Below are 24713 nucleotides of genomic sequence, written 5' to 3' on the forward strand. Positions count from 1 at the left end.
CCCCCCCCGCCCCCCCCCCCCCCCCCCCCCCCCCCCCCCCCCCCCCCCCCCCCCCCCCCCCCCCCCCCCCCCCCCCCCCCCCCCCCCCCCCCCCCCCCCGGAGGGAGGACGGCGAGCGGGGGCTGCTCGGTCTCGCACCGCGGGTCGGCGCGCACCGGGCAGCGCGGCCAGAACACGCAGCCGGCCGGCAGGTCGGTGGGCGCCGGCGGGGTGCCGGGCACCGTGGCCAGGTCGGGCACCGAACCGTCGGCGCGCGGCTCCGCCAGGTCGGGCAGGGCGCCCAGCAGGCCCCGGGTGTAGGGGTGGGCGGGGTGCTCGAGGACGTCGTCGACCGTGCCGTCCTCCACGCAGCGCCCGCCGTACATGACCAGCACCCGGTCGGCGATGCCCGCGACCACGCCCAGGTCGTGGGTGATCCAGACGACGCCGGTGCCGTGCTCGCGCTGCAGCCGCTCGACCAGCTCGATGATCTGCGCCTGCACGGTGACGTCGAGGGCGGTGGTGGCCTCGTCGGCGATCAGCAGCGCCGGGGAGCTGCTCAGCGCGATCGCGATCATCACCCGCTGCCGCATGCCGCCGGAGAGCTCGTGCGGGTAGCGGTCCAGCGCCTTGCCCGGGTCGGGCAGCCCGACCTCCGCCAGCAGTTCGACCGCCCGCTCCCGGGCGGCGGCCTTGCCGACGTCGGAGTGCGCGCGGATGCCCTCGACGAGCTGGCGGCCGACGGTGAGCACCGGGTTCAGCGAGGTCATCGGGTCCTGGAAGACCATCCCGATCCCCGGCCCGCGCACCTGTCGCAGCCGGTCCGGGCGCATGGTGAGCAGGTCCTCGCCGTCCAGCCGGGCCGCCCCGCTGACGGTGGCGACCCCGTCGGGGAGCAGCCCCATCAGCGCGAGCACCGACACGCTCTTGCCGCTGCCGGACTCCCCCACCACCGCGACCGTCTCGCCGCGCCCCACGGTGTAGCTCAGCCCGTTGACCACGTCGGCCGGCCCGCGCGGGGTGCGCAGCCGCACCCGCAGGTCCTCGACCTCCAGCACCGGCTCCCCGCTCACTGGATCACCTGTTCGCTCCCGCGGGGCGCTCCGCTCCTCGCTCGCTGGCGCTCGCTGCGATGCTCACGTCCCTGTCCGCTCACTGCCGCCCCCCGCTCATCGCCGTGCGCTGCCGCGGGTCGAGCACGTCGCGCAGCCCGTCGCCGAGCAGGTTGAACGACAGCACCAGCAGGAAGATCGCCAGCCCCGGGAAGACCGCGATCCACCAGGCCAGCTCGATGTAGCCGCGTCCCTCCGACAGCATCAGCCCCCACGACGGGTCGGGCGGCTGGGTGCCCAGGCCGAGGAAGGACAGCGCCGCCTCCGAGAGCACCGCGAACGCCAGGCTGACCGAGGTCTGCACGATGATCGGCGGGGCGGCGTTGGGCAGCACGTGCCGGAACAGCAGCCGCAGGTCCGAGGAGCCCACCGACCGGGACGCCCGGACGTAGACCTCCTCCCGCACGCTGAGCACGCTGGAGCGGGTGACCCGCGCGAAGATCGGGATGTAGACGATGCCGATCGCGATGGTCGTGTTGGTCAGGCCCGGCCCGAGGATGGCGACGATCGAGATCGCCAGCAGCACCGCGGGGAAGGCGAACAGCATGTCCATGAACCGCATCAGGGCGTCGTCGACCCACTTGCCGTAGAAGCCGGCGAGCAGGCCGATCAGCGTGCCGACGACCAGCGAGATGCTCACCGCGATCAGCCCCACCCGCAGCGAGACCGTCGCGCCCAGGAGCACCCGGGAGAGGACGTCGCGGCCCAGGTCGTCGGTGCCGAACGGGTGCTCGAGGCTCGGTGACTGCAGCCGGTCGGCCACCGAGATCTCGTTGGCGCCCTGCGGGGCCAGCTGGTCGTCGGCGAGGGCGACCACGATCATCAGCAGGATCCACGCGGCCGCGACGGCCGCCGTCGGGTTGCGCAGCAACAGCCCCAGCGTCTCCCGCCAGCGCGGCCGCTCCGGCCGCAGCGGAGCGGCCGGCTGGCCGCCCTGCTCGGCGGTCGACTGCCCGGCGGTCGGTGTCCCGACGGCGGCGGAGCCGTAGGGGCCGCGGTCCGGCGGCTCGGCGGCCGGGCTCGGGCCCGGGTCGGCAGGGGTGGTCACCGGCGCGCGATCCTCGGGTCCAGCCGGCTGTACAGCAGGTCGACCATCAGGTTGACCAGGAGGAACACCAGCGCGAACAGCAGCACGGCGCCCTGCAGCACCGGGTAGTCGCGGGCCTGCACCGCCTGCAGGGCCAGCTGCCCGAGCCCCGGCCAGGAGAACACGATCTCCACCACGACCACCCCGGACAGCAGGTAGGCCAGCTGCACGCCGGTGACGGTGACCAGCGGCAGCAGCGCGTTGCGCAGCACGTGCCAGCTCAGCACCTGCCGGGACCGCAGCCCCTTGGCCTGCGCGGTGCGCACGTGGTCCTGCCCGAGCGCCTCCAGCACGCTGGAGCGGACGAACCGGGTGATCACCGAGCCGGAGACCACGCCGGTGACGACCGCCGGCATGATCAGCCGCTGGAACCAGCCCCACGGGTCCTCGGTCAGCGGCACGTAGCCGCCCGAGGGCAGCCAGCCCAGCGTCCCGGCGAAGACCAGGATGAGCACGATGCCCATCCAGAAGTCCGGCACCGAGATGCCGATCTGGCTGAGCACCGTGGCCCCGCGGTCGACCAGCGACCGGGGGCGCAGCGCGGAGATCGTGCCCAGCGGGACGGCGATCAGCAGCGCCACGACGATCGCCGCGAACGCCAGGGTCAGCGTCGCCGGCAGCCGCTCCAGGATCTGCGCGGTCACCGGCTCGCCGCTGCGGAAGCTGACCCCGAGGTCACCGGTGAGCGCCCGGCCGGCCCAGCCGAAGTACTGCTGCAGCAGCGGCTGGTCCAGCCCGGACCGCGCCTGCAGCGCGTCGTAGCTCTCCTGGGAGAAGCGGGTGCCCAGCGCCAGGCGCACCGGGTCGCCGGGGACGAGGTGGACCAGGGCGAACACGATGATGCTCACCCCGATCAGCACGACGACCGACTGACCGGTGCGCCGGAGCAGGTATCCGGTCAGGGCAGCTCCACGTCCTCGAAGTTGATCGCCTTGTCCGGCCGGATCTGGTAGCCCGACAGCCCCGGGGACCACGCCTGCACGACGTCGGGGTTGTAGAGGTACACGTACGAGGCGTCGTCGACGATCAGCTTCGCCGCCTGGTCGTAGAGGTCCTTGCGGGCGTCCTGGTCGGTCTCGCTGGCCGCCGCGGTCAGCAGCCGGTCGACCTCGGGGTTGCTGTAGCCCTGGTAGTTGCTGGACCCGTCGGTGATGTGCTGGGCGTGGTAGTAGTCGAACGGGTCGATGTTGCCCAGCCAGCTCAGCAGGAAGGCGTCGAAGTCACCCTGGGACTGGCGGTCCAGCCAGGTGGCGAAGTCGACGGTCTGCACGTCGACGGTGATGCCGATCGGCTCCAGCTGGCTGGCGATCACCTGGGCGGCGGTGACCGTCTCCGGGAACTCGTCGGTGACCATCAGCCCCATGGTGATCGGCGTCTGCACGCCGGCCTGCTGGAGCAGCTGCTCGGCGGCGGCCGGGTCGGCGTCGTAGGGGGCGTAGTCGTAGTGGAAGAAGCTGTCCTCGGGGATCGCCGTCTGGTTCGGCTCGGCGGCACCGAACCGGGCCGCCTCGGTGACCGCGCCGCGGTCGACGGCGGTGGCGATCGCCTGGCGCACCGCCGGGTTGCCGAACGGCTCCCGGTCGTAGTTCATCGACATGTACCAGAAGTCGACGCTCGGGGTGGTGGCCAGCTCGACCTGGTCGCTGCCCTGCAGCGACTCGATCTGCTGCGGCGGGACGTTGTCGGTCCACTGCACCTCGCCGTTCTCCAGCGCGGTCAGCGCGGCGGCGGGCTCGGTGATGTAGCGGAACTCGACGCCGTCGACGCTCGGCGCGCCGCCCCAGTACTCCTCGTAGGCGGCGAGCTCGGTGCTGCCGGCGTCGGAGCTCTCCAGCGTGAACGGCCCGGTGCCCACCGCCTCGGTGGTGAGGTCGTAGTCCTCGGCGGCACCCTCGGGCAGGATCGCCATCCCCTTGAAGCCACCGATCAGCGCCGGCAGGTTCGGCGTCGGCTGGCTGACCTGGATGACGACGGTGTCCGGGCCGTCGGCGGTCACCGACTCGACGTTGGCGAACCGGTAGGCGTTGTTCAGCTCCTCGTCGATGATCCGGTTGTAGGAGTAGACGACGTCGGCGGAGTCGAACTCGCTGCCGTCGTGGAAGGTGACGTCGTCCCGCAGGGTGAACGTCCAGGTCAGCCCGTCGTCGCTGGTCTCCCAGTCGGTGGCGAGGCTCGGCTCCATCGTGAGGTCCTCGGGGTTGGGGACCACGAGGGTGTCGTAGACGTTCTCCAGCACCTGGAAGCTCGGGTAGGCGCTGGTGACGTGCGGGTCGAACTGGTCGGGCTGGGCGCTCACCGCGGCGACCAGCACGTTGTCACCGCTCGCGCCGCCACCGCCGTCGCCGGTGTCGACGCTCTCGCCACCGGAGCAGGCGGTCAGCGCCAGCGCACCGGCGGTACCGAGGAACAGGAGTCGTGGGGCGCGCACGGGCTTGCCTCCGAGGTCGACGTCAGATCCACCCCGACCCTCGTCCCACCCCCGGCTCGTCGCCGGACGGGACGGGTGATCGTTGCCGCTTCGTGATCATGCGCCCGCACGCCCGCGGCCGCACGCCGTGCCGTCCACGTTCTGCCGTCCACGATTTGCCGTCCACGATCTCCGTCCGCGTTCCCCGCGCTGCGGCGCGAGGGAAGCGCACGGAGAGCGTGGGAAGCGGCGGGAACGGCAGCGGCCGCCGCCCCGGGGTTCCGGGACGGCGGCCGCCGCAGGTCGAGCCGGTGGTCAGAGCGCCACGTAGACCGACTTGGTCTGCAGGTACTCGTCGAGGGCCTCCGGGCCGTTCTCCCGGCCGTAGCCCGACGCCTTGTAACCGCCGAAGGGCAGCGCGACGTCGAGGATGCCGTAGGTGTTCACCCAGATCAGGCCGGCCTCGAGCTGCGCGGCGACGCGGTGGGCGCGGCCGACGTCCTTCGTGTGCAGGCCGGCGGCCAGCCCGTAGGGAGTGCCGTTGGCCAGCGCGACCGCCTCCTCCTCGGTGTCGAACACCTGCACGGTGAGCACCGGGCCGAAGATCTCCTCCTGCACCAGGCGGGAGTCCTGGGCGACGTCGGCGACGACGGTCGGCGCCATGTAGAAGCCGCCGTCCTTCTCGATCCGCTGCCCGCCGGCGACGACCCGGCCGCTGCCGCCCTCGCCGGTGGCCAGCGCGACGTAGCGCTCGACGTTCTCCAGGTGCCGCTCGCCGGCCATCGGGCCGACGATCGTGCCCTCGTCCAGCGGGTCGCCGACCGGCACGTGGGTGGCCCCACCGACGACGCCGGCGAGCACCTGCTCGTAGACGCCGCGCTGCACCAGCAGCCGGGTGCCGCCCATGCAGAACTGGCCGGTGTTGAAGACGAACGCGGAGACCGCGGCCTGCACGGCCTCGTCGAGGTCGGCGTCGTCGAAGACGATGTTCGCCGACTTGCCGCCCAGCTCCATGGTCACCGGGGTGATGTTGGCGGCCGCGGTGGCGGCGATCATGCTGCCGACCTTGGTGGAGCCGGTGAAGGCGATCCGGTCGACCTCCGGGTGCCGGGTGAGCCGGTCGCCGGCGACGGCGCCGGAGCCGGTCACCACGTTGAGCACCCCGGCCGGCAGCCCGGCCTCGGTGAGCAGCTCGGCGATCCGCAGCGCGGTCAGCGGGGTGTCCTCGGCGGGCTTGTGGACGACGGTGTTGCCGGCCGCCAGGGCGGGGGCGATCTTCGACGTCGACAGGATCATCGGGAAGTTGAACGGGGTGATCGCGGCGACCACGCCCAGCGGCTCGCGCCGGGTGTAGGCCAGGCCCGGGCCGCGGATGCCGCGGGTCGCGCCCTCGATCGCGCCGGCCAGGCCGGCGAAGTAGGAGAAGTGCTCGGCGGTGGTGTTGGTGTCGATCTGCCGGGCGAAGGTGATCGGCTTGCCGGTGTCCAGGCTCTCCAGCCGGGCCAGCTCGTCGCCGTGCTCCAGGATCAGCTGGGCGGCGCGCTGCAGGATCGCGCCGCGCTCGCGGGCGCTCATCGTCCGCCACGGGCCGCTGTCGAACGCCCGGCGGGCGGCGGCGACGGCGCGGTCGACGTCCTCGGCCGTGCCCTCGGGCACCGTGGTGACCACGCGGCCGGTCGACGGGTCGACCACGTCACGGCGCTCGGTCCCGGCGCCGTCCTGCCACTGACCGTCGATGTAGTGCTTCCCCTGGGGCAGCGCGACCTGCTCGGCGTGGTCCTGGGCCAGTGTGTCGGTGCTCATCTCTCCCTCTCACCGGCAGCCCCGCGGGGGCTGCCCTCATCGACGGCTTCGTCGTGGATCAACCGTCGGCCAAGCAGAACGGAAAGTCACGCGATGGTGCGCAGTCTCCTTCCGTGGGGTGGAAGCCGACCCGCTCAGGCCGGTCGGACGACCCCGAGGACGTGCTCGACGCCGGTCTTCTCGTTCCGGACGGCGAGGTCCCAGCCGCCGTCGGCCGGCGACGTGGCCAGGGTGACCGTCGAGGGCAGCAGCAGCGGCTTGCGGAACGCCACGTCCACGCTCACCGCGTCGGGCAGCCGGCCGGACAGCGCCGCCAGTGCCCGGGCCTTCACCCACATGCCGTGCGCGATCGCCCGCTTGAAGCCGAAGGCCTTCGCCGTCAGCCCGGAGAGGTGGATCGGGTTCACGTCGCCTGAGACACCCGCGTACCGGCGTCCGGCGTCGTCGGGCACCCGCCAGCGGGCGGCGATCCGCTCGACCTCACCCACCGGCACCTCGACGTCGGCCTCCGGTGCGCCGTCCGGCGCGCTCGCCCCGCGGGCCAGGTAGGTCGACCGGCCGCGCCACACCTCGTCGCCGCGACTGCGCACCGAGGCCACCAGGTCGACCGTCGCGCCGGAGCGGTGCGTGGCGAACCGGTCCGCCCAGACCTCCAGGTCCAGCTTCTCGTCGACCCCGATCGGCCGGTTCACGGTGATCCGGTTGCGCACGTGCACCAGCCCGGGCAGCGCCAGCGGGAAGGCACGGTCGGCAATCAGCGCGACCTGCAGCGGGAAGGTCAGCACGTGCGGGAAGGTCACCGGCAGCGCGTCGGCCAGCGGGAAGCCGGAGACCCGGGCGTACCCGGCCAGCTGCGCCGGGTCGACGGCGACACCGGTACGGGCCACGTGAGTGTCCGGCAGGCTCCCGCCCCGGCCGCGCGCGGTGACCGCGGCCCGAGCGAACAGCGCCGCCATGTTCGGCGGGTCGGTGAGGACGATCATCACGCCCCCAGCAGCGACTGGCCGCACACCCGCACGACCTGACCGTTGACCCCGGCGCTGGCCGGCTGGGCGAGGAAGGCGATCGTCTCGGCGACGTCGACCGGCAGCCCGCCCTGCTGCAGCGAGTTGACCCGCGAGCCGACCTCACGGGTGCCGAAGGGCATCTTCGCGGTCATCTCGGTGACGATGAACCCCGGTGCGACGGCGTTGATCGTGGCGCCGCGGGCGGCGAACTCCGGCGCCCAGGCGCGCACCATGCCGAGGATCCCGGCCTTGGACGCCGCGTAGTTGGTCTGCCCGCGGTTGCCGGCGATGCCCGACTGCGAGCTCACGCTGATCACCCGGGCGCCGGGCTTCAGCGCCCCCTCGGTGGCCAGCAGCGCCTGCGTGATGTCCAGCTGCGCCTGCAGGTTCACCGCCAGCACCGAGTTCCACCGGGCGGCGTCCATGTTCACCAGCAGCTTGTCCCGGGTGATGCCGGCGTTGTGCACGACGACGTCCACCCCGCCGTGCCGGGCGATCAGCTGCCGGGCCAGCCGCGGGCCGGCGTCGTCGGCGGTGATGTCGAGGGCTACCGCCGTCCCGCCGATCTCGTTGGCCACCTGCGCCAGCTGCTCACCGGCCGCCGGGACGTCGACCACCACGACGTGCGCGCCGTCGCGGGACAGCACCCGGGCGATCGCCGCACCGATGCCGCGGGCCGCCCCGGTGACGACGGCGACCTTCCCGGCCAGCGGACGCTCGGCATCCTCGCCTGCGGGCACGTCGGCGGCGTCGAGGGTGAGCACCTGGCCGTCGACGTAGGCCGAGCGGCCGGAGAGGAAGAACCGCAGCGGGCTGCCCAGCGACGACTCGGCGCCGGCCGGCACGAGCACCAGGTTGGCGGTGGCGCCGTTGCGCAGCTCCTTGGCCACCGAGCGGACCAGCCCCTCCAGTGCCTGGCGGGCCGCGGCCTGCGCCGGGCCCTCCGCCGTCGCCGGCGGGTCGGCGAGCACCAGCACCCGCCCGCTGGCGCCCAGCCGCTTGAGCGCCGGGGCGAGCAGGTCGTGGGCGGCGGCGAGGTCGCCCGGACCGGTCAGCCCGGTGGCGTCCAGCACGACGGCGCCCAGCTTGGCGCCGTCGTCCGAGCCGTCGGCGGCCACCGGGGAGACCACGGTGACCCCGGCGTCCCGAAGCAGTCCGGTGACGGTGTCCCGCAGCCGGCCCTCGCCGGCCGACCCGACGAGCGCCGGGCCGGGGAGCAGCGGCTGGCCGGGCTCGTACCGGCGCAGCTCCGCCGGCCGGGGCAGGCCCAGCTGCTTGGTGATCGTCGTGCCGACGCCGGAGTTGGCGAAATCGCGGTACCAGTCGCTCACGTCGTGGAGTCCTTCCGTGGTGCGTGGGAGGTGGGGTCGCTCGCGTGGGTCGAGCCGCCTGACCGGACGTGGAGCCGCGCCGTGGCACGACTCCACGTCCGGTGGCCCGGGTCGAGCCGGATGACCGGCAGCCGCCGGGTCAGGACTCGAGGATGGCGACGACGCCCTGGCCGCCGGCCGCGCAGATGGAGATCAGCCCGCGCTTGCCCGGGCCGGCCTCGTGCAGCATCTTCGCCAGCGTCGCGACGATCCGGCCGCCGGTCGCGGCGAACGGGTGCCCGGCAGCCAGCGACGAGCCGTGCACGTTGAGCTTCGCGCGGTCGATCGAGCCCAGCGGGGCGTCCAGGCCGAGCTTCTCCTTGCAGAACGCCGGGCTCTCCCACGCCTTCAGGGTGGCCAGCACGGTGGAGGCGAACGCCTCGTGCACCTCGTAGAAGTCGAAGTCCTGCAGGGTCAGGCCGTTGCGCGCCAGCAGCACCGGGACGGCGTAGGCCGGGGCCATCAGCAGCCCCTCGCCGCCGTGCACGTAGTCGACCGCGGCGGTCTGCGCGTCGACCAGGTGGGCGAGCACCGGCAGGTCGTGCGCGGCGGCCCACTCGTCGGAGGCCAGCAGCACGGCGGAGGCGCCGTCGGTCAGCGGCGTGGAGTTGCCCGCCGTCATGGTGGCGTCCTCGCCCCGGCCGAAGACGGGCTTCAGCTTCGCGAGCTTCTCCACCGAGGTGTCCGGGCGCAGGTTGTCGTCGCGCCCCAGCCCGAGGAACGGCGTCACCAGGTCGTCGAAGAAGCCGGCGTCCCAGGCGGCAGCCAGCGCGTGGTGCGAGCGGACGGCGAGCTCGTCCTGCTCCTCGCGGCCGATCTCCCACTCCTTCGCGGTGATCGCGGCGTGGTCGCCCATCGCCAGGCCGGTGCGCGGCTCGGCGTTGCGCGGGATCTCCGGCACCAGCTGGCCGGGGCGGACGGCGGCGAGCGCCTTGAGCCGCTGCTGCACGGTCTTCGCCCGGTTCAGCTCCATGAGCACCCGGCGCATGTCCTCGTTCACCGCGACCGGGGCGTCGGAGGCGGTGTCGACGCCGCCGGCGATGCCCGACTCGACCTGGCCGAGGGCGATCTTGTTGGCGACCAGGACGGCGGCCTCGAGGCCGGTGCCGCAGGCCTGCTGCACATCGTAGGCGGGGGTCGCGGCCGACAGCCGCGAGCCGAGCACCGCCTCGCGGGTCAGGTTGAAGTCGCGGGAGTGCTTGAGGACGGCGCCGGCGACGACCTCGCCGACCTGCTCGCCCTGCAGCCCGAAGCGCGCGACCAGCCCGTCGAGCGTGGCGGTGAGCATGTCGGAGTTGCTCGCCCGGGCGTAGGCGCCGTTGGCGCGGGCGAAGGGGGTGCGGTTGCCGCCGACGATTGCGGCGCGGCGTCCAGCGGCGGGTCGGTTCTGCGCTGCCATCGGGTCCTCCGGAGGGGATGGGGCTCGCCAAAGTGGCCACTTTGGTGGAGACGGGCAGGTACCCCGTGTCAGGTACCGACGGTATCAGGTACTTTCGGTGCCGTGAACACCGAGACGGCGCCCGCACCGCGGGACCGGCGCGACTCCCGCTGGGACGCCCACCGGCTCGCGCGGCGCGAGCAGCTGGTCGAGGCGACGCTCGCCGCCGTCGGCCGGCACGGCCCCGGCGTCGGCATGGACGAGATCGCCGCCGAGGCGGGCACCAGCAAGACCGTCGTCTACCGGCACTTCGCCGACCGGAGCGAGCTCTACGTCGCCGTCTGCGCCCGGGTCGCCGCGCAGCTCACCCGCAAGCTGCGCGAGGCGATCGGCAGCAGCGAGCACCCGCGGCAGATGGTGTCGGCCGCCGTGGAGACGTACCTGGCGTTCATCGAGGCCGACCCGGCGGTGTACCGCTTCGTCGTCGGCCACACGCTGGTCGACCGGCCCGTCGACGCCGACCCGATCAGCAGCCTGTCCGACCTGATCGGCGACGAGGTGGGCGCCCTGGTCGCCGCCGCGCTCGACCGGGCCGGGCAGGACACCGCCGCCGCCGCGCCCTGGGGGCACGGGGTGATCGGGCTGGTCCGCGCCGCCGCCGACTGGTGGCTGCGGGCCGAGCGCCCGGTGCCGCGCGCCCAGCTCGCCGCGCAGCTGACCGACCTGGCCTGGACCGGGCTGCGCGGCGTCGTCACGCCCGCACCGACCGGGCCCTCAACCACCGCCCCCGCGAGTCCGATGGAGGATTCATGACCAGCACCCCGACGCCCCTGACGCCGGTCGACCCCGCCCGGCTCACCGAGGTCCTCGACGGACGCTGGGCGCACGTGCGCCGCGACGTCCGGGAGCAGCTCGGCACCGACGCCGCGTACGCCCCGGTGTACGGCGAGTCGATGGCCGAGGCCCGGGAGCGGATCACCCGGCTGGCCGCGCAGCTGGCCGGCACCGGCCGGGTCGTGCTCGGCTTCCCGGAGGCCCAGGGCGGAGCCGGGGACAACGGCGGCTCGGTGGTCTCCATCGAGATGCTGGCCCAGGCCGACCTCTCGCTGATGGTCAAGGCCGGCGTGCAGTGGGGCCTGTTCGGCGGGGCCGTGCAGGCGCTGGGCACCCAGCGCCACCACGACGAGTTCCTGCCGCCGATCATGTCCTTCGACCTGCCCGGCTGCTTCGCGATGACCGAGACCGGCCACGGCTCCGACGTCCAGCAGCTCCGGACGACGTGCACCTACGACCCGCAGACGCAGACCTTCGACCTGCACACCCCGCACCAGGCCGCGCGCAAGGACTACATCGGCAACGCGGCGCAGGACGGCCGGATGGCGGTCGTCTTCGCCCAGCTGGTCACCGGCGGGCAGCGGCACGGGGTGCACGCCTGGCTGGTGCCGATCCGCGACGCCGCGGGCAACCCGGTGCCCGGGGTGACCATCGGCGACGACGGCCCGAAGGCCGGGCTGCTCGGCGTGGACAACGGCCGGCTGAGCTTCGACCACGTGCGCGTGCCGCGGGAGATGCTGCTGGACCGCTACGGCCAGGTCGCCCCCGACGGCACCTACACCAGCTCCATCGAGAACGAGACCCGGCGCTTCTTCACCATGCTCGGCACGCTGGTGCGCGGGCGGGTCAGCGTCGGCGGCTCGGCGTCGTCGGCGACGAAGGTGGCCCTGGAGATCGCCGTCCGCTACGGCGACGTGCGCCGCCAGTTCTCCGCCCCCGGCGAGGACCGCGAGGTGGTGATCAACGACTACCTGGTGCACCAGCGCAAGCTGCTGCCGGCGCTGGCGCGCACCTACGCGTTCGCCTTCGCCCAGGAGGAGCTGCTCTGCACGATGCACGACGTGCAGGCCGCCGACGTCATCGACGAGGCCGCACAGCGGGAGCTGGAGTCCCGCGCCGCCGGGCTCAAGGCGCTGCAGACCTGGCACGCCACCGCCACCATCCAGCTGTGCCGCGAGGCCTGCGGCGGGGCCGGCTACCTGCAGGAGAACCGGCTGCCGGCGCTCAAGGCCGACACCGACGTCTTCACCACCTTCGAGGGCGACAACACCGTGCTGATGCAGCTGGTCGCCAAGGGGCTGCTGACCGGCTACCGGGACGCCTTCGGCTCGCTCGACGGCTGGGGCAAGGTGGCGTTCGTCGCCGAGCAGGTGCGGGAGACCGTGCTGGAGCGCACGGCGGCCCGCGCGCTGATCCAGCGGCTGGTCGACGCCGTCCCCGGCCGGGAGGACGACGTCCCCTTCACCGACCGCGGCTGGCAGCTGAAGCTGCTGGAGGACCGGGAGAAGCACGTCCTGGAGGGCGTGATCAAGCGGCTGCGCAAGAACGCCGCCACGCACCGGGACGGCCGGCAGTTCGACGTCTTCAACGACGTGCAGGACCACGCCCTCAAGGCCGCCGAGGCGCACATCGAGCGGGTCGTGCTGGAGGCGTTCGTCGCCGGCATCGAGCGGACGGCAGACCCCGCGGCGCGGGCGCTGCTGTCCCGCGTCTGCGACCTGTTCGCGCTCAGCACCATCGAGGCGGACAAGGGCTGGTTCCTCGAGCACTCGCGGATCACCCCGCCCCGGGCGAAGGCGCTCACCGGCGCGGTCAACGAGCTGCTCGCCGAGCTGCGCCCGCACATGCGCAGCCTGGTCGACGCCTTCGCCGTCCCGGAGGCCTGGCTGAACTGCGCGGTCCTGGCCGAGGAGCCGGGCCGCCAGGAGACGATGGCCGCCCACGACGCCGCGCTGCGGGCGCAGGGCACCGAGCCGGAGGCGCCGGCGACGGCCACCGACCTGGAGATGGCCCCCGCCCAGTGAGAGGACCCTGCTGCCCCCGACACTCGCAAGCTCGCGCCGGGTCCCTGCAGCAGGGCCGCTCCAGCACGTCACCAAGGATGATGTGCGGCCGTGGAGGTCATGGCGGCGACGGCCGAGACGCTGCGCATCCCGCAGGTGGTCGACCTGGCGGCGATCGTCATCGGCGCGCTCACCGGCGGGCTGCTGGCCGCGCGGGAGGGCTTCGCCGTCTCCGGGGTGCTGCTGCTGGCCATCAGCGGCGGGCTCGGCGGCGGGCTGATCCGCGACATCCTCCTGGCCGACGGGCCCCCGGTCGCGGTGACCGATCCGGCGTACCTGCCCACCGTGGCGGTCACCGCCGCGGTCACCTTCTACTTCTCCGGCTGGCTGTCCCGGCTCACCGGGCTGCTGGTGGTGCTCGACGCGCTCACCCTGGGGTTCTTCACCGTCATCGGCGCGCAGAAGGCCCAGCTGGCCGAGCTGCCCAGCGCGTCAGTGGTCTTCATCGGCACGCTCACCGCCGTCGGCGGCACCGTCATCCGCGACATGCTGCTGGCCCAGCGGGCGGACATCGTCCAGCCCGGGCCCTACAACGCCGTCGCGGCGCTGCTCGGGGCCGCCGTGCTCACCGTGCTGGCCGGGCCGCTGGACCTGCCGCCGCTGCCGGTCGCGGCGATCGTCATCACCCTGGTCGCCGCGCTGCGGGTGCTGTCGGTGTGGCGCGGCTGGGAGGTGCCGGTCGCGGTCGACCTGCCGCAACGGGCGCGCAGCCGGCTCGGCCGGCGGCCGGCCCGCCCCCGCCGCCGCCGGCGCCGGCGCCGCTGACCCTCAGCCGCCGGCGCCGGCCCGCGGGACGACCTCGGGCGCCGGCTCGATCCCCGGGGGGACCCGCTGCGGGCCGGCCTCGGGTGGGCGGGGCAGGTCCTGCGGGTGGATCCGGACGGCGAGCAGCGCCACGTCGTCCTCGGTGTCGGGCAGGTACATCTGCTCCAGCAGCCGGTCGCACAGCTGCTCCAGCGGCAGGTCGGTGAGGTCGGCGAGCACCCGGCACAGCTCCGCGAGGCCGGCGTCGAGGTCGCGGTCGCGGCGCTCGACCAGGCCGTCGGTGTAGAGCAGCAGCGTGCCGCCCCGGCCGATCGTGGCCACCCGGTCGCTGCGCGGGGTGCCCGGCTCCACGCCCAGCAGCAGGTCCGGGTCGTGCTCGTCGAGGAGGGTGACCGTGCCGTCGGCCTCGATCAGCACCGGCGGCGGGTGGCCGGCCGACGACCAGCGCACCCGGGTCCCGCCCTGCTGCAGCTCCGGGTCGTCCTGCTCCAGCCGGGCGACCACCGCGGTGGCCATGGTGTCCAGGTCGAGGCCGGCGACGGACCGGTCCAACCCGCTGAGCAGCTCGGCCGGCGTGCCGCCGGTGTGGTGGCCGATGCCGCGCAGCAGCCCGCGCAGCTGCCCCATCGCGGCCGCCGCCCGGCTGTCGTGGCCCACCACGTCCCCGATGACCAGCACCGTGGCCCCGTCGGACTGGACGAACGCGTCGTACCAGTCGCCACCGACCTCGGCCCCCGCGGCGGCCGGGACGTAGCGGACGACGATCTCGCAGTGGTCCGGCGCCGGCGGCGCGGTGAGCATGCTGCGCTGGAGCGTCTCGGCCAGCTGCCGCTGCTGCCCGAACAGCCGGGCCTGCTGCAGGGCCGCACCCGCCCGGCGGCCGACCTCCACGGCGGTGTCCAGCTGCGCCTCGGTGTGCGCCGCCCGGCCGGCGCCGGTGTAGATCCCCAGCGCGCCGAGGGTCTCCCCGCGGGCCACCAGGGGGACGACGACGCCGGCCTCCGGGTTCAGCCCGGCCAGCAGCGCGCGCGCCTCCGGGTCCGGCAGCGCCCGCTCGACGTAGGCCGCGTCCAGCTGGGACACCACCACCGGCCGGCCGGTGCGGGCGACGACCCGGGGCGCGGCGTCCTCGCTCATGCCGGCGACCATGGCCCGCACGTAGGCCTCCAGCTCCTCGCGGCGGGCGCGGTCGGAGTGCGCGGACGCGACCCGGCGCATCCGTCCGTGCTCGTCGGTGACCACGACCCAGCACCAGTCACCCAGCGCGGGCACCACCAGCTCGGCCAGCCGGTCCAGCTGCTGGTCGATGTCCAGCGTGCCGGCCAGCACCCGGCCCACCTCGGCCAGCACCTGCAGCCGGGTGTTGGCCAGGGTCAGCGCAGCCACCGCGGCGTCCCGCTGGGCGTCGGCGTGCAGCCGCGAGACGCTCAGCCCGATCTGCGCGGTGAGCGCCTCCAGCATCCCGACGTCGTCACCGCTGAACTCCCGGCCGTCGGGCCAGACCGCCACGAAGCTCCCGCGCAGCCTGCCCTCCACCCGCAGCGGGAGGGCGGCGACCGCGCCCACCCCGACCAGGTCGCCGACCTCCGCCATCCGCGGGAACCGGGCCACCGCCTCCGCCCGGTCGGCCAGCAGCACCGGCTCACCGTGCCGGGCGACGTACTGGGTGGGCAGCTCGTCGTCCAGCGACAGCACGACGCCCCGGTCCGGCAGCTCGACGTCCGCGCCGGACTCGACCGCGTCCACCAGGCCCCGGGTGAGGTGCAGCAGCAGCTCGCCGGTGGCCGGGTCGAAGACCGCCAGGGCCGAGCCCGACGCGCCCAGCACGGCACGGCAGCCGCGCAGCGCGACCTCGGCGAGGTCGACCATCTCGGTCACGTTGGCCAGCTCGACGGCGAGCTCGGCGATCGCCGCCGCGCGCTGGACGGCGGACAGCCGGCGCTGCGTCTCCTCCCGCGCGTCGGTGACGTCGACCGTGGTGCCGACCACCCGCCGTGGCGCACCCAGCGCATCACGCAGCACCCGGCCGCGGGACACCGTCCACCGCTGGCCGCCGTCGGTGCGCAGCACCCGCATCTCGGCCACGAACTCCCCGCTGCCGGCGAGCGCGGCCCGCATCGCGTCGGCCACCGCGGCGTGGTCGTCGGGGTGGATCCTGTCCCGCAGGGCCTCGTCGGAGGGGAACTCCACCGGGCCGGGCTCGCCGAAGATCGCGGCGTTCCGCTCGTCCCACCAGACCCGGCCGGTGGCGAGGTCGCGCTCCCAGATGCCGACGGAGCCGGCCTCCAGCGCCAGCTCCAGCCTGGTCAGCGAGGACCGGACCTCGGCCGAGGCGGCGACCAGCTCCAGCTCGGTCACCACCGTGGCGGCGACCTCCTGGGCGACGAGCCGGTCGCGCCCGCTCCAGGTGCGGGGGGTGGGCGAGAGCAGGCTCAGCGCGCCGACCCGGTGACCGGAGGCCAGCTGCAGCGGCACCGAGAGGCAGGCGCCGAGCGTCCCCGCGGCGACCGCGGGCAGCCCGGCGACCCGCGGATCGGCGACGGCGTCGCTGACGACCAGCGTCGCGCCGGCGCGGACGGCGACCGCCCCGGGCACCTCGGTCAGCGGGGTGGCGTCGCCCACCGCGATCGGCCGGCCGGCCCCACCCAGCGCCACCGCGACGTCGGTCAGCAGCACGACCTGCGCGGAGGGGACGTCCACCAGCCGGGTGGCGATGTCCGCCAGCCGGTCGAACGGGGCGGTGCCGGTCAGCTCGGCGGCGAGCCGGCGGGCGGCGGCCACCCGCTGCGGATCGGCCAGCGGGTCGGGGGACGGGCGCAGCTCGGACACGCCGGCCTGCCTCCCCCTGGTCCCGTCCGCGGCGATGTCCGGCGGGTCCGGACATCTGCCTGCGGCCCACCATGCTGGCACGTCACCTGCACGAACTACGGGATCGGTGTCGGCGTCGCTCAAGGAGCCGTGCGGCGGCGCCGATCTGGAGGAGGTGACCTCGACCCTGCCTCCCCAGCGCGCGGACTGCCGTCCGCTGCTGGCCGGTGCCAACGACCTCACCGTCGTGTTCCAGCCGATCGTCGACCTCGCCGGCGCCACCGTCGCCGGCTACGAGGCCCTCGCCCGTTTCCCCGGCACCGCCTCCCCCGACGTCTGGTTCGCCGCGGCGGCCGAGGCCGGGCTGAGCGCCGAGCTGGAGGCGCTGGCCCTGCGCCGGGCGCTGGCCGCGCTGCCCGACCTGCCGCCGAACACCTTCCTCACCGTCAACGTCAGCCCGCACCTGCTGGGCACCGCGCCGGTCGCCGCCGCCCTCGCCGAGCCGGCCACGCTGCGCCGGGTGGTCGTCGAGCTGACCGAGCACATGCCCACCCCGGACCTCACGGCGCTGCGGGAGCAGACCGCCGCGCTGCGGGGCCGCGGTGCGCTGATCGCCATCGACGACGCCGGTTCCGGCTACGCCGGGCTCCAGCAGCTCGCCGAGGTGCGCCCGCAGCTGGTCAAGCTCGACCGGGCCCTCGTCGCCGGCGCCGACACCGACCCGGTCAAGGCGGCGCTGGCCGAGATGGTGGGCGCCTTCGCCAGCCGGATCGACGCCTGGCTGCTCGCCGAGGGGGTGGAGACCGCGGGGGAGCTCGCCGTCTTCGCGCGGCTCGGCGTCCCCCTGGCGCAGGGCTGGCTCTTCGGCCGCCCCGCACCGCACTTCGCGCCGCTGTCCCCCGAGGTCACCCAGCTGGTGCGCACCCAGGTGGCCCGCGCCCAGCTGGCCGAGAGCGTCGCCAGCCTGCTGCGCCCGATCCGCCAGCGGGAGGCCTTCGCCGGCGACGAGGCCCCGCCGCCCTACGTCGTCCTGGACCGCGCCGAGGTGCCGGTCGAGCTGGTGCTCGCCGACCCGCGGACCGGCGCGCCCTACCGGGCTCCGGTGTCGCTGCGCGTGCACCCGTCGGCAGGGGTCACCGAGACCCTGCAGCGGGCGCTGACCCGGCCCCCCGTGCACCGGTTCGACCCGGTGCTGTGCACCGACCGCAGCGGCACCGTCCTCGGTCTGCTGCGGATCGAGGACCTGGCGTCCGCGGCCGCCACCACCTGAGCCCCCGGGGGCCGTGAACCCGCCCCCGGCGCACCACCCCTGACCGCCGTCGGTGGCCGGGTCCCCGCACCACCTGTGCACTGGAGCCCACATGAGGGCATTCGCCTGCGGGGACGTCGTCCCCGGCTGCACCATGACGTTCACCGGGCCGGACGAGGATGCCGTCCAACGTCAGGTCGCGGCCCACGCAGTGCGCGACCACGGCTTCGGCACTATCCCGCCCGAGCTCGTCGAGCAGGTCCGGGCATCCATCGTCCTCGCCTGAGCCGCTCGCCGCTCGACCGGATGCGGACGACGAGCAGCGGTTCATGCCGTCGAAACACGACACGCGTACGTTTTGGCCGTTAGCGACATACGACCGAATGACTCGCGAGATGTGAAGAAGGGCTGAGTGCGTGACCGCCACCACCACCGGAACGGTGTCCACCGTCGAGGAACGCAACAAGCAGGTCGTGACCGAGTTCTACCGGATCAAGAACCAGCGCGACTACCACGCTCTCGATGCGATCATGCACCCGGACTTCGAGGCCAAGTTCGCCCGTCACTTCGGTGACGACGAGCCCTTCGACCCGTCCTACCTGAAGGAGAAGTGGTGGGCCTACGTCGGCGCCTTCCCCGACCTCTTCTACGACGTGCACGCCCTGGTCGCCGAGGGCGAGTGGGTCGTCGCCCGGCTGCACTACCGCGGCACCCACGAGGGTGTGCTGAGCGGCTTCCAGCCGACCGGCAAGAAGATCAACGTGAACCAGCACCTCAGCATCCGGCTCGTCGACGGCAAGATCATCGAGATGCACTCGACGGCCGACTTCCTGACCGGACTGTGGAAGCCGCTGGGCATCGCCCCGCCGATGGACTGACCTCCGCGCCATCCCCGGAGCCCGCTCCCGCTGCCCCGGCAGCGGGAGCGGGCTCCGGCGCTCTGGGCCCGGGTGATCACAGACCGGCACCACGGGTCAGTGCATCACCGTGCCCCCATCGACCACGAGCGTCTGACCGGTGACGGCTCGGGCCGCCGGGCTGCCGAGGTAGTGCACCGCTGCGACGACGTCCTCGGTGTGGATGTCCCGGTCGACCGCCCGGGTGGCGCGGAAGGCCGCCGTCCGCTCCGGCCCCCAGAGCTCGGCCATCCGCTCGGTCAGCACCAGCCCGGGGGCCACCGAGTTGACCCGCACGCCGTCCGGCCCCAGCGCCAGCGCCAGCGCGCGCACCAACCCCATCACACCGGACTTCGCGGCCGCGTACGAGATCATCTGCGCGTGCCCCTTGAGGCCGACCGCCGAGGCGATGCAGACGACCGAGCCCGACGCCGCCCGCAGCGCCTCGCGTGCCGCGTGCACCGCGAAGTAGGTGCTGTCCAGGTTGATCGACAGCTGTTCCTTCCACCGGGCAGGCGTCAGCTCGTCCAGCGTGAGCAGTGGCCAGTGCCCGACCGCCGTCACCAGCAGGTCGACACGGGAGAGGACGGCGAAGACCGCGGCCACGGCCTCGGGGTCGGTCATGTCCACGGGGTGGCCGCTCGCACCGAGTGCCTCGGCCGTGCCCACGACATCGGGGCTGCGGTCGAGCAGGTGCACGTCGGCCTCCTCGGCGACGTAGCGGACGGCCAGTGCCCTGCCGATGTCCCCACCGCCTCCGGTGACGACGACGACGGGACGGCGCGGGGGTGGGAGTGCGGTCATGCCGGGGCCTCTCGACGGCGGGGTGGAACGGCAGCAGAGCAGCTGCCCCGGATTACAGGGCGACCGAGGTGCGGCGGGCACGCACCAGCGCGATCGCGTTGAGCAGCACGAGGACCGCACCAATGGTGCCGATGACGGCTCCCAGCGCGGCGATGCCGCCTCGAGGAGCTCCCTCGACGACCAGCAGGGTCACGACCGCCGCCGACAGCGCCGCACCGATGTACTGCGAGGTCCGGTACAGCCCACTGGCGACACCGATGGCATCGGCCGGGGCGGTGGCCTGCAGCATCGCCTGGTTGCCGATGTTGTTAAAGCCGTTCGGCACACCGAGCAGCGCACCGATCCCCACCATCGCCCAGACCGGGGTGTCAGCGGTCATGACTGTCGCCAGCAGCGCACCGGCCACGGCGAACGCCGCACCCCCGGTCACCAGCAGCGCGCGTGAGCTCAGCCGCGCGCCGGCCCGCGTCGCGAGCGCCGTGGACACCGCGCCCATCCCGAAGACCGGGATCATCAGCGCCCCCGCACCGGCTGGCGAGAGTCCCCGCACCGACTCGAACCACTGCGGCAGGCCGTAGAAGACGCCGTAGAAGGCGACGAACGTCAGCACCCCCCGGCCGCACGTGCGCACGACCTGGGGGTTGGCCGCGAGCAGGCGCACGTCCACGAAGGGCGACACCGCGCGCACCTCGCGCACGCCGAACAGCGCCCACAGCGGCAGCGACGCAGCGATCCACAGCAGCGGCGTCCGGTCCCCCGCGACCACGTCGTCGAGGCCGAGCAGTCCCCACATCAGGACGACGAGGGCGAGCACGAACAGCCCGAGGCCGGGCAGGTCGAGCGCCCGCACCACCGACCGGACGCCGCGCCGGGGGCGGGCGCCGGGGGCCGGCTCCGCGCCCGGGCGCTCGACGTCGACCGAGCGGGGGATGGTCACCAGGAGCCACAGTGCCGAGTGCGCGACCAACGGGACGTTGACCCAGAAGATCGACTGCCAGCCGAAGGCGCTCACCAGCAGGCCGCCGAGCGAGGGCCCGATGGCAGCGACGGCCTGTCCGCAGAAGGCGATGGTGCCCAGCGCCGAGCGGCCGCTCGCCCCCCGTTCCGCCGCCATCTGCCGCACGATGGCCATGGCCGCGGGGAAGTGGACGGACGCGCCGATGCCCATCACGATGCGGTCGGCGACCAGCCACCTCACCGACGGCAGGAAGGGACCGGCGACCGCGGCGGCGAGCACCACGGCCAGCCCGACCAGGTAGAGGCGGCGCGCCCCGAACAGGTCCACGAGGCGGCCGGCACTCGGCGAGGCCACGGCGCAGGCGATGTACATGCTGGACACCAGCCACGGCAGCGCACCGGCCCCCGCTGCCCCGAAGTCCGTCGCGATGGAGACCAGGGCCACGGCGATGACCGAGGAGTTGAGCCCCTGCAGGACGGTCCCCGAGCCGAGCGCCCAGCCCACCCCGCGTGGGAGGACGCTCGGCGGCGTCCCGACGGTTCCCGGTGACCGGTCGACCGCGGTCACGTGCCCGGGACGGCGTCCACCGGTGCCGCGACCTCGGTGGGCAGGACGACCCGCACGTCGGGGTGGCCGGCGAGCCGGGTGAGCACGTGCTCGGCGACGTCGGCGTAGCAGGCCTGGCCGAGCACCCAGCCGAACCAGCTGAGCCCCAGGAACCGGTGCCCGGTCGTGGCCGCGTCCTCGACGAGCTGATCGACGGTCTGGTCGACCAGGCGCTGGTAGGACCGGAAGTCCAGGCCGCGGGTGTACAGCTCGAACACGTCCTCGGTCTCCAGCGAGAACGGCAGGGCGACCAGCCCGTCCGCCGCGCCGGTCAACGGTACGGGGACCTCGTCCAGCGGCCAGTCCCCGAACCAGTCGAAGCCGGCCTCCCGGAGCAGAGCCGGGGTGCGTGGCGTGGAGGCCCGTTCCGGGGAGAACCACCCCGCGGCGGTCCGCCCGGTCATCGCCTCCACAGTGCGCCGGGAGCCGGTGATGTACTCCCGCTCCTCCTCCTCGGTCATCGCGGGGGCCAGGATCACGTTGGCGGCCCGGCCGCGGACCACGATCTCGCCGGCGCGGTCGGCGAGCGCGGTGGCCAGCCCGGGCATCCGGGTGGCCGCGTCCGCGTCCAGCGCGACGGCCGCGGGCAGACCGGCCCGCTCGGTGACGTCCAGCAGCCGGAACACCCCGGTGGTCAGCCCGAAGTCCCACTGGGACAGCCGGGTGACCTGACCGTGGCGCGGCTCCGACGTCTCGCGCCCGACACCGCCCTGCATCGCCATCGGCTTGTGCAGGGGTGGCTCGACCACGTCGCGGTAGGACGGTGCGTGCAGCAGCAGGCTCACCGTCAGCGGGGCCGCGGAGCGCCAGGGCGTCCGGGTCGGTTCGTAGCTGCGCGGCAGGTCCGGGGCGTAGACGGTGGCGTCGGCGGGGTGCTCGATGAGGCTCATCGGCCGGCTCCGGTGGGCGCCGTCACCGCGGCCAGGCGTTCGGCGTGCTCGGCCGCCAGCGCCTCCGCGTGCGCCAGCTGCCCGTCGAAGGAGTGCTCGAGGTAGTGGTCGGTGATCTCCCCGGCCGTGGCGACCCAGATCCGGTCGTCCGCGCGGACGTGCTCGAAGATCGCAGCGAGGTGACGGGCCATGTACGGCTGGCCGGACACGAACGGGTGGGTCGCCAGGCAGGCGACCCGGCCCTGGCCGTCCCGGTCGGCGTCCCGCAGCATCCGGTCGACCTGGGCGATCGCCATGTCCACGAAGTACTCGCCGCTGTAGTGCTTGGCGTGCAGCAACGGGACGTCGTTGAGCATGAACGAGTACGGGATCGAGACGATCCGCGCGCCGCTCGTGGTGCGCAGCGGTCGCGGTTGCTCGTCGTGGACCCAGTCGGCGTGGTAGGTCATCCCGTGCGCGGCCATGAGGTCGACCGTGTTGTCGGTGCCGCTGACCTTGGGGCCGAGCATGCCCTTGATCCGGCGTCCTCCGTAGTAGGTCTCGGCCAGCCGCTGGGAGAGGGCGAGGAACTCGTTCTCCTCGGCGTAGGGCATCCCGTAGATGGGGCGCAGGTTCGAGATCCCGTGGCTCATGACCTCCCAGTCCCGCTCGAACATCGCGTCGCGGACCTCGGGCATCTCCTCGAGGACCTGCAGGCTCAGCGAGACACTCGCCGGCATCTCGTACCGGTCGGTGACGCGCAGCATGCGCCAGAAGGCGGTGCGGTTGCCGGCGTCGCGGTGCGCGTAGTGCTGCATGTCCGGGGCGGCGACCCGGCCCTGCGGCGAGCCCTGGCCGGGCGGGACGTAGTCGTAGTGCTCGACGTTGGGCGCGTGCCAGAAGGCGAGGGTCTTGCCCTCCGGCCAGCGCACCTGTGGCCGACCCGCCATCGGGGCGTAGACCAGCCGGTCGTCATTGGCGATCATGCGCGCGCCACCTCCGCCGCCCCGGCGGCGGTCCGACCCCGCGCGGCGGCCAGGGCGGCGAACCGGTCGAGGGTGTCGGCCAGGGAGACCACGTCGCCGAAGCGGTCCTGCATGTCCCACAGCGAGACCTCGCCGGACAGCGTGCGGAAGTCGTCGACGCACTCCTCGACCACCGAGACGTGGTAGCTGCGGTAGGCGGCGTCCATCACCGTGGCCCGCACGCAGCCGCTGGTCGAGGTGCCGATCACGATCGTCTCGTCCACCTCGATCTCGGTGAGCAGCTGGTCGAGCCGGGTCCGGTAGAAGCCGGTGGCCACAGTCTTCTCCACCACGTGGTCGCCGGGGTGCACCGGGACCGCCGAGGCGACCTCGGTCCACGGGTTGCCCCGCTCGCACCGCTCGGTGAGGCTCGAGCGCACCCGCTGGGCCAGCATCCGGTCCTCCAGCGAGTCCAGCACCATCACCAGGTAGACCACCGGGACCCCGGCCGCCCGGGCAGCGTCGAGCAGGACGGCGGAGTTGCGCAGGGCCACCCCAGCCGAGGGGCCGCAGGCCTCGTGCTCGACGAAGGCCTTCTGGAAGTCCACGACCAGGACCGCCGGCGTCGTACCGGGTCCGACCCGGGTGCGCTCCGCGCGCAGCCGACGGATGCGGGCCACCTCGGCGTTCCAGTCGATGTCGTCGGTGCCGACGCGGGACGGGTTCTCGAACGTGGTCATGCTGTCCTCCGGGGAATCGTCGTCAGCTGGGTTTCGACGTCGGCGAGCGACACGACGTCGCCCACCTTCGCGTCGATGTCGCGCAGGTTGGCCTGGTGCACCTCGGGCAGGCGGTCGCCGACGGCCTCCCGGACGACCAGCGGCACGAACCCGTGCTGCAGGGCGTCGAGCGCGGTGGCCCGCACGCACCCGCTGGTCGACAGCCCCGCGACGACCAGCGTGTCGACGCCCTGGGCGGTTAGTGTCGCGGCGAGCGCCGTGCCGAAGAAGGCGCTCGGGTACTGCTTGGTCAGCAGCACCTCCCCCGGTCGGTGCTCGAGCCCGTCGATCGGCTCGGCCAGCGGGCTGCCCGCCGCGAAGCAGACGCTGGCGGGCACCTTCCGGGCGAAGAGACCGCCGTCGCCCGGGAACTCGTGCCACACCCGGGTGATGACGATCGGGATGCCGGCCGCGCGGCAGGCACCCAGCAGCCTGCGCATCGCCGCCACCGCCCCCTCGACGCCGGCGTAGAGGGGGGAGGTCGGCTCGGTGTACGCCCGGGCCGGGTCGACCAGCAGCAGCGCCGGATTGGTGCCCGGCCCGAGCCGGCCGGCCAGACCGGCCGCGGCCGCGTCGGCGGCGAAGTCGGTCACGCGTCCGGCTCGGCCGTCGGCCCCGCCGTCGCCACGCGGCTCGCCCCCTCGGGGACCTGGACGAACACCTTGCTCGCGAGCACGGGAGCGATCCGCTCGGTGATGACGGCCAGGTGCGCCGGGTGGCTGCGGTACCCCTCCCAGTCGGCCTGCTCGGCGAAGACCATGCGGAAGTGCAGCGCCGCGTTGCCCGCGCCGAGCCCGCCGTCGCGCGAGACCTCGGCGCGCTCGAGGCCGGGGACGACCCCGGGCAGGGCGAGCAGGCCGTCGGCGATCGAGTCGGCGTCGGCGGCGGTCGCCGTCCCGATCAGGGTCAGCATCCCGATGTGCTGGAACACGTGGTCGTCTCCTCTGGGGCGTGGGTGGGCGGCGTGGGTGCCG

Annotated in this window: 22 protein-coding genes; 6 read left to right on the top strand and 16 right to left on the bottom strand. The window is 74.1% G+C overall.

Translation table 11 applies throughout. The features are described 5' to 3' along the window. From ACI79U_RS17485 to ACI79U_RS17520, 8 genes are all read right to left on the bottom strand, one after another. Window positions 1-1052, bottom strand: a 1052-nt coding sequence (locus tag ACI79U_RS17485; RefSeq protein ID WP_457072818.1) for an ABC transporter ATP-binding protein, incomplete at its 3' end; no start/stop codon positions are given. A gap of 79 nt (window positions 1053-1131) precedes the next feature. Next, window positions 1132-2139 carry an ABC transporter permease gene (locus tag ACI79U_RS17490; protein ID WP_457070144.1) on the bottom strand — a complete coding sequence of 336 codons (1008 nt, stop codon included), beginning with the start codon at window positions 2137-2139 and terminating at the stop codon, window positions 1132-1134. Next, on the bottom strand, window positions 2136-3080 hold the full coding sequence (locus ACI79U_RS17495; protein ID WP_457070152.1) for an ABC transporter permease: 945 nt from the start codon (window positions 3078-3080) through the stop codon (window positions 2136-2138). Before ACI79U_RS17495 ends, ACI79U_RS17490 begins: the two co-directional genes overlap by 4 nt. Next, window positions 3077-4606 (bottom strand): ABC transporter substrate-binding protein, encoded by a 1530-nt coding sequence (locus ACI79U_RS17500; RefSeq protein ID WP_457070146.1) that lies wholly within the window; start codon window positions 4604-4606, stop codon window positions 3077-3079. The genes ACI79U_RS17495 and ACI79U_RS17500 overlap by 4 nt, the downstream gene beginning before the upstream one ends. A gap of 294 nt (window positions 4607-4900) precedes the next feature. Further along, the gene (locus ACI79U_RS17505; protein WP_457070148.1) at window positions 4901-6388 is read right to left on the bottom strand and encodes an aldehyde dehydrogenase family protein; all 1488 of its coding nucleotides are present in this window, start codon (window positions 6386-6388) and stop codon (window positions 4901-4903) included. Window positions 6389-6522: 134 nt separating this feature from the next. Next, window positions 6523-7371: a MaoC family dehydratase gene (locus tag ACI79U_RS17510; protein ID WP_457070154.1), complete on the bottom strand. Its 849-nt coding sequence runs from the start codon at window positions 7369-7371 to the stop codon at window positions 6523-6525. Beyond that, on the bottom strand, window positions 7371-8726 hold the full coding sequence (locus ACI79U_RS17515) for a 3-oxoacyl-ACP reductase (protein ID WP_457070150.1): 1356 nt from the start codon (window positions 8724-8726) through the stop codon (window positions 7371-7373). The genes ACI79U_RS17510 and ACI79U_RS17515 overlap by 1 nt, the downstream gene beginning before the upstream one ends. A 139-nt stretch (window positions 8727-8865) precedes the next feature. Next, window positions 8866-10164: an acetyl-CoA C-acetyltransferase gene (locus ACI79U_RS17520; protein ID WP_457071385.1), complete on the bottom strand. Its 1299-nt coding sequence runs from the start codon at window positions 10162-10164 to the stop codon at window positions 8866-8868. A 102-nt stretch (window positions 10165-10266) separates the two neighbouring features. On the opposite strand from ACI79U_RS17520, the gene ACI79U_RS17525 reads away from it, so the two are divergent. The 3 genes from ACI79U_RS17525 (at window position 10267) to ACI79U_RS17535 (ending at window position 13805) form a co-directional block, all read left to right on the top strand. Next, entirely contained in the window at window positions 10267-10956 is a 690-nt protein-coding gene (locus tag ACI79U_RS17525; RefSeq protein WP_457071383.1) for a TetR family transcriptional regulator, read from the top strand. After that, a complete protein-coding gene (locus tag ACI79U_RS17530) occupies window positions 10953-13001 on the top strand; it encodes an acyl-CoA dehydrogenase family protein (protein ID WP_457071381.1) in 2049 nt (682 codons plus the stop codon). Before ACI79U_RS17525 ends, ACI79U_RS17530 begins: the two co-directional genes overlap by 4 nt. A 99-nt stretch (window positions 13002-13100) precedes the next feature. Beyond that, window positions 13101-13805: a trimeric intracellular cation channel family protein gene (locus ACI79U_RS17535; protein ID WP_457071387.1), complete on the top strand. Its 705-nt coding sequence runs from the start codon at window positions 13101-13103 to the stop codon at window positions 13803-13805. Window positions 13806-13808: 3 nt separating this feature from the next. Here ACI79U_RS17535 and ACI79U_RS17540 read toward each other — a convergent pair whose 3' ends face one another. Further along, entirely contained in the window at window positions 13809-16634 is a 2826-nt protein-coding gene (locus ACI79U_RS17540; protein WP_457071379.1) for a SpoIIE family protein phosphatase, read from the bottom strand. 154 nt (window positions 16635-16788) lie between these two features. Here ACI79U_RS17540 and ACI79U_RS17545 point away from each other — a divergent pair, with 154 nt between their 5' ends. The 3 genes from ACI79U_RS17545 (at window position 16789) to ACI79U_RS17555 (ending at window position 18740) form a co-directional block, all read left to right on the top strand. Then, complete coding sequence (locus ACI79U_RS17545) at window positions 16789-17883, top strand: EAL domain-containing protein (RefSeq protein WP_457071377.1); 1095 nt, start codon at window positions 16789-16791, stop codon at window positions 17881-17883. 91 nt (window positions 17884-17974) lie between these two features. Then, window positions 17975-18148, top strand: coding sequence for a DUF1059 domain-containing protein (locus tag ACI79U_RS17550; protein WP_457071375.1), 174 nt, complete (start codon window positions 17975-17977; stop codon window positions 18146-18148). A gap of 130 nt (window positions 18149-18278) precedes the next feature. Continuing rightward, on the top strand, window positions 18279-18740 hold the full coding sequence (locus ACI79U_RS17555) for an ester cyclase (protein WP_457071373.1): 462 nt from the start codon (window positions 18279-18281) through the stop codon (window positions 18738-18740). 96 nt (window positions 18741-18836) lie between these two features. On the opposite strand, the gene ACI79U_RS17560 is transcribed toward ACI79U_RS17555, so the two are convergent. The 7 genes from ACI79U_RS17560 to ACI79U_RS17590 are packed head-to-tail and all read right to left on the bottom strand — an operon-like array spanning window position 18837 to window position 24670. Then, on the bottom strand, window positions 18837-19562 hold the full coding sequence (locus tag ACI79U_RS17560) for an SDR family NAD(P)-dependent oxidoreductase (RefSeq protein ID WP_457071371.1): 726 nt from the start codon (window positions 19560-19562) through the stop codon (window positions 18837-18839). A 52-nt stretch (window positions 19563-19614) separates the two neighbouring features. Then, window positions 19615-21087, bottom strand: coding sequence for an MFS transporter (locus ACI79U_RS17565; RefSeq protein ID WP_457071369.1), 1473 nt, complete (start codon window positions 21085-21087; stop codon window positions 19615-19617). After that, on the bottom strand, window positions 21084-22016 hold the full coding sequence (locus ACI79U_RS17570; RefSeq protein WP_457071367.1) for a hypothetical protein: 933 nt from the start codon (window positions 22014-22016) through the stop codon (window positions 21084-21086). Before ACI79U_RS17570 ends, ACI79U_RS17565 begins: the two co-directional genes overlap by 4 nt. Next, on the bottom strand, window positions 22013-22981 hold the full coding sequence (locus tag ACI79U_RS17575; RefSeq protein WP_457071365.1) for a polysaccharide deacetylase family protein: 969 nt from the start codon (window positions 22979-22981) through the stop codon (window positions 22013-22015). The genes ACI79U_RS17570 and ACI79U_RS17575 overlap by 4 nt, the downstream gene beginning before the upstream one ends. Then, entirely contained in the window at window positions 22978-23700 is a 723-nt protein-coding gene (locus ACI79U_RS17580; RefSeq protein ID WP_457071363.1) for a cysteine hydrolase family protein, read from the bottom strand. Before ACI79U_RS17580 ends, ACI79U_RS17575 begins: the two co-directional genes overlap by 4 nt. Continuing rightward, entirely contained in the window at window positions 23697-24332 is a 636-nt protein-coding gene (locus ACI79U_RS17585) for an isochorismatase family protein (protein WP_457071361.1), read from the bottom strand. Before ACI79U_RS17585 ends, ACI79U_RS17580 begins: the two co-directional genes overlap by 4 nt. Beyond that, window positions 24329-24670, bottom strand: a complete 342-nt coding sequence (locus ACI79U_RS17590; RefSeq protein WP_457071359.1) for a Dabb family protein — start codon at window positions 24668-24670, stop codon at window positions 24329-24331. Before ACI79U_RS17590 ends, ACI79U_RS17585 begins: the two co-directional genes overlap by 4 nt. Window positions 24671-24713: the final 43 nt, after the last annotated feature.

It is taken from the genome of Modestobacter sp. SYSU DS0904 (assembly GCF_054051115.1).

Bases quoted from the DNA above. Each gene is read 5' to 3' on its own strand.
- ACI79U_RS17520 (WP_457071385.1), bottom strand. From the start codon at position 10,164: ATGGCAGCGCAGAACCGACCCGCCGCTGGACGCCGCGCCGCAATCGTC.
- ACI79U_RS17570 (WP_457071367.1), bottom strand. From the start codon at position 22,016: ATGAGCCTCATCGAGCACCCCGCCGACGCCACCGTCTACGCCCCGGAC.
- ACI79U_RS17560 (WP_457071371.1), bottom strand. From the start codon at position 19,562: ATGACCGCACTCCCACCCCCGCGCCGTCCCGTCGTCGTCGTCACCGGA.
- ACI79U_RS17575 (WP_457071365.1), bottom strand. From the start codon at position 22,981: ATGATCGCCAATGACGACCGGCTGGTCTACGCCCCGATGGCGGGTCGG.
- ACI79U_RS17530 (WP_457071381.1), top strand. From the start codon at position 10,953: ATGACCAGCACCCCGACGCCCCTGACGCCGGTCGACCCCGCCCGGCTC.
- ACI79U_RS17550 (WP_457071375.1), top strand. From the start codon at position 17,975: ATGAGGGCATTCGCCTGCGGGGACGTCGTCCCCGGCTGCACCATGACG.
- ACI79U_RS17505 (WP_457070148.1), bottom strand. From the start codon at position 6,388: ATGAGCACCGACACACTGGCCCAGGACCACGCCGAGCAGGTCGCGCTG.
- ACI79U_RS17535 (WP_457071387.1), top strand. From the start codon at position 13,101: ATGGCGGCGACGGCCGAGACGCTGCGCATCCCGCAGGTGGTCGACCTG.
- ACI79U_RS17510 (WP_457070154.1), bottom strand. From the start codon at position 7,371: ATGATCGTCCTCACCGACCCGCCGAACATGGCGGCGCTGTTCGCTCGG.
- ACI79U_RS17580 (WP_457071363.1), bottom strand. From the start codon at position 23,700: ATGACCACGTTCGAGAACCCGTCCCGCGTCGGCACCGACGACATCGAC.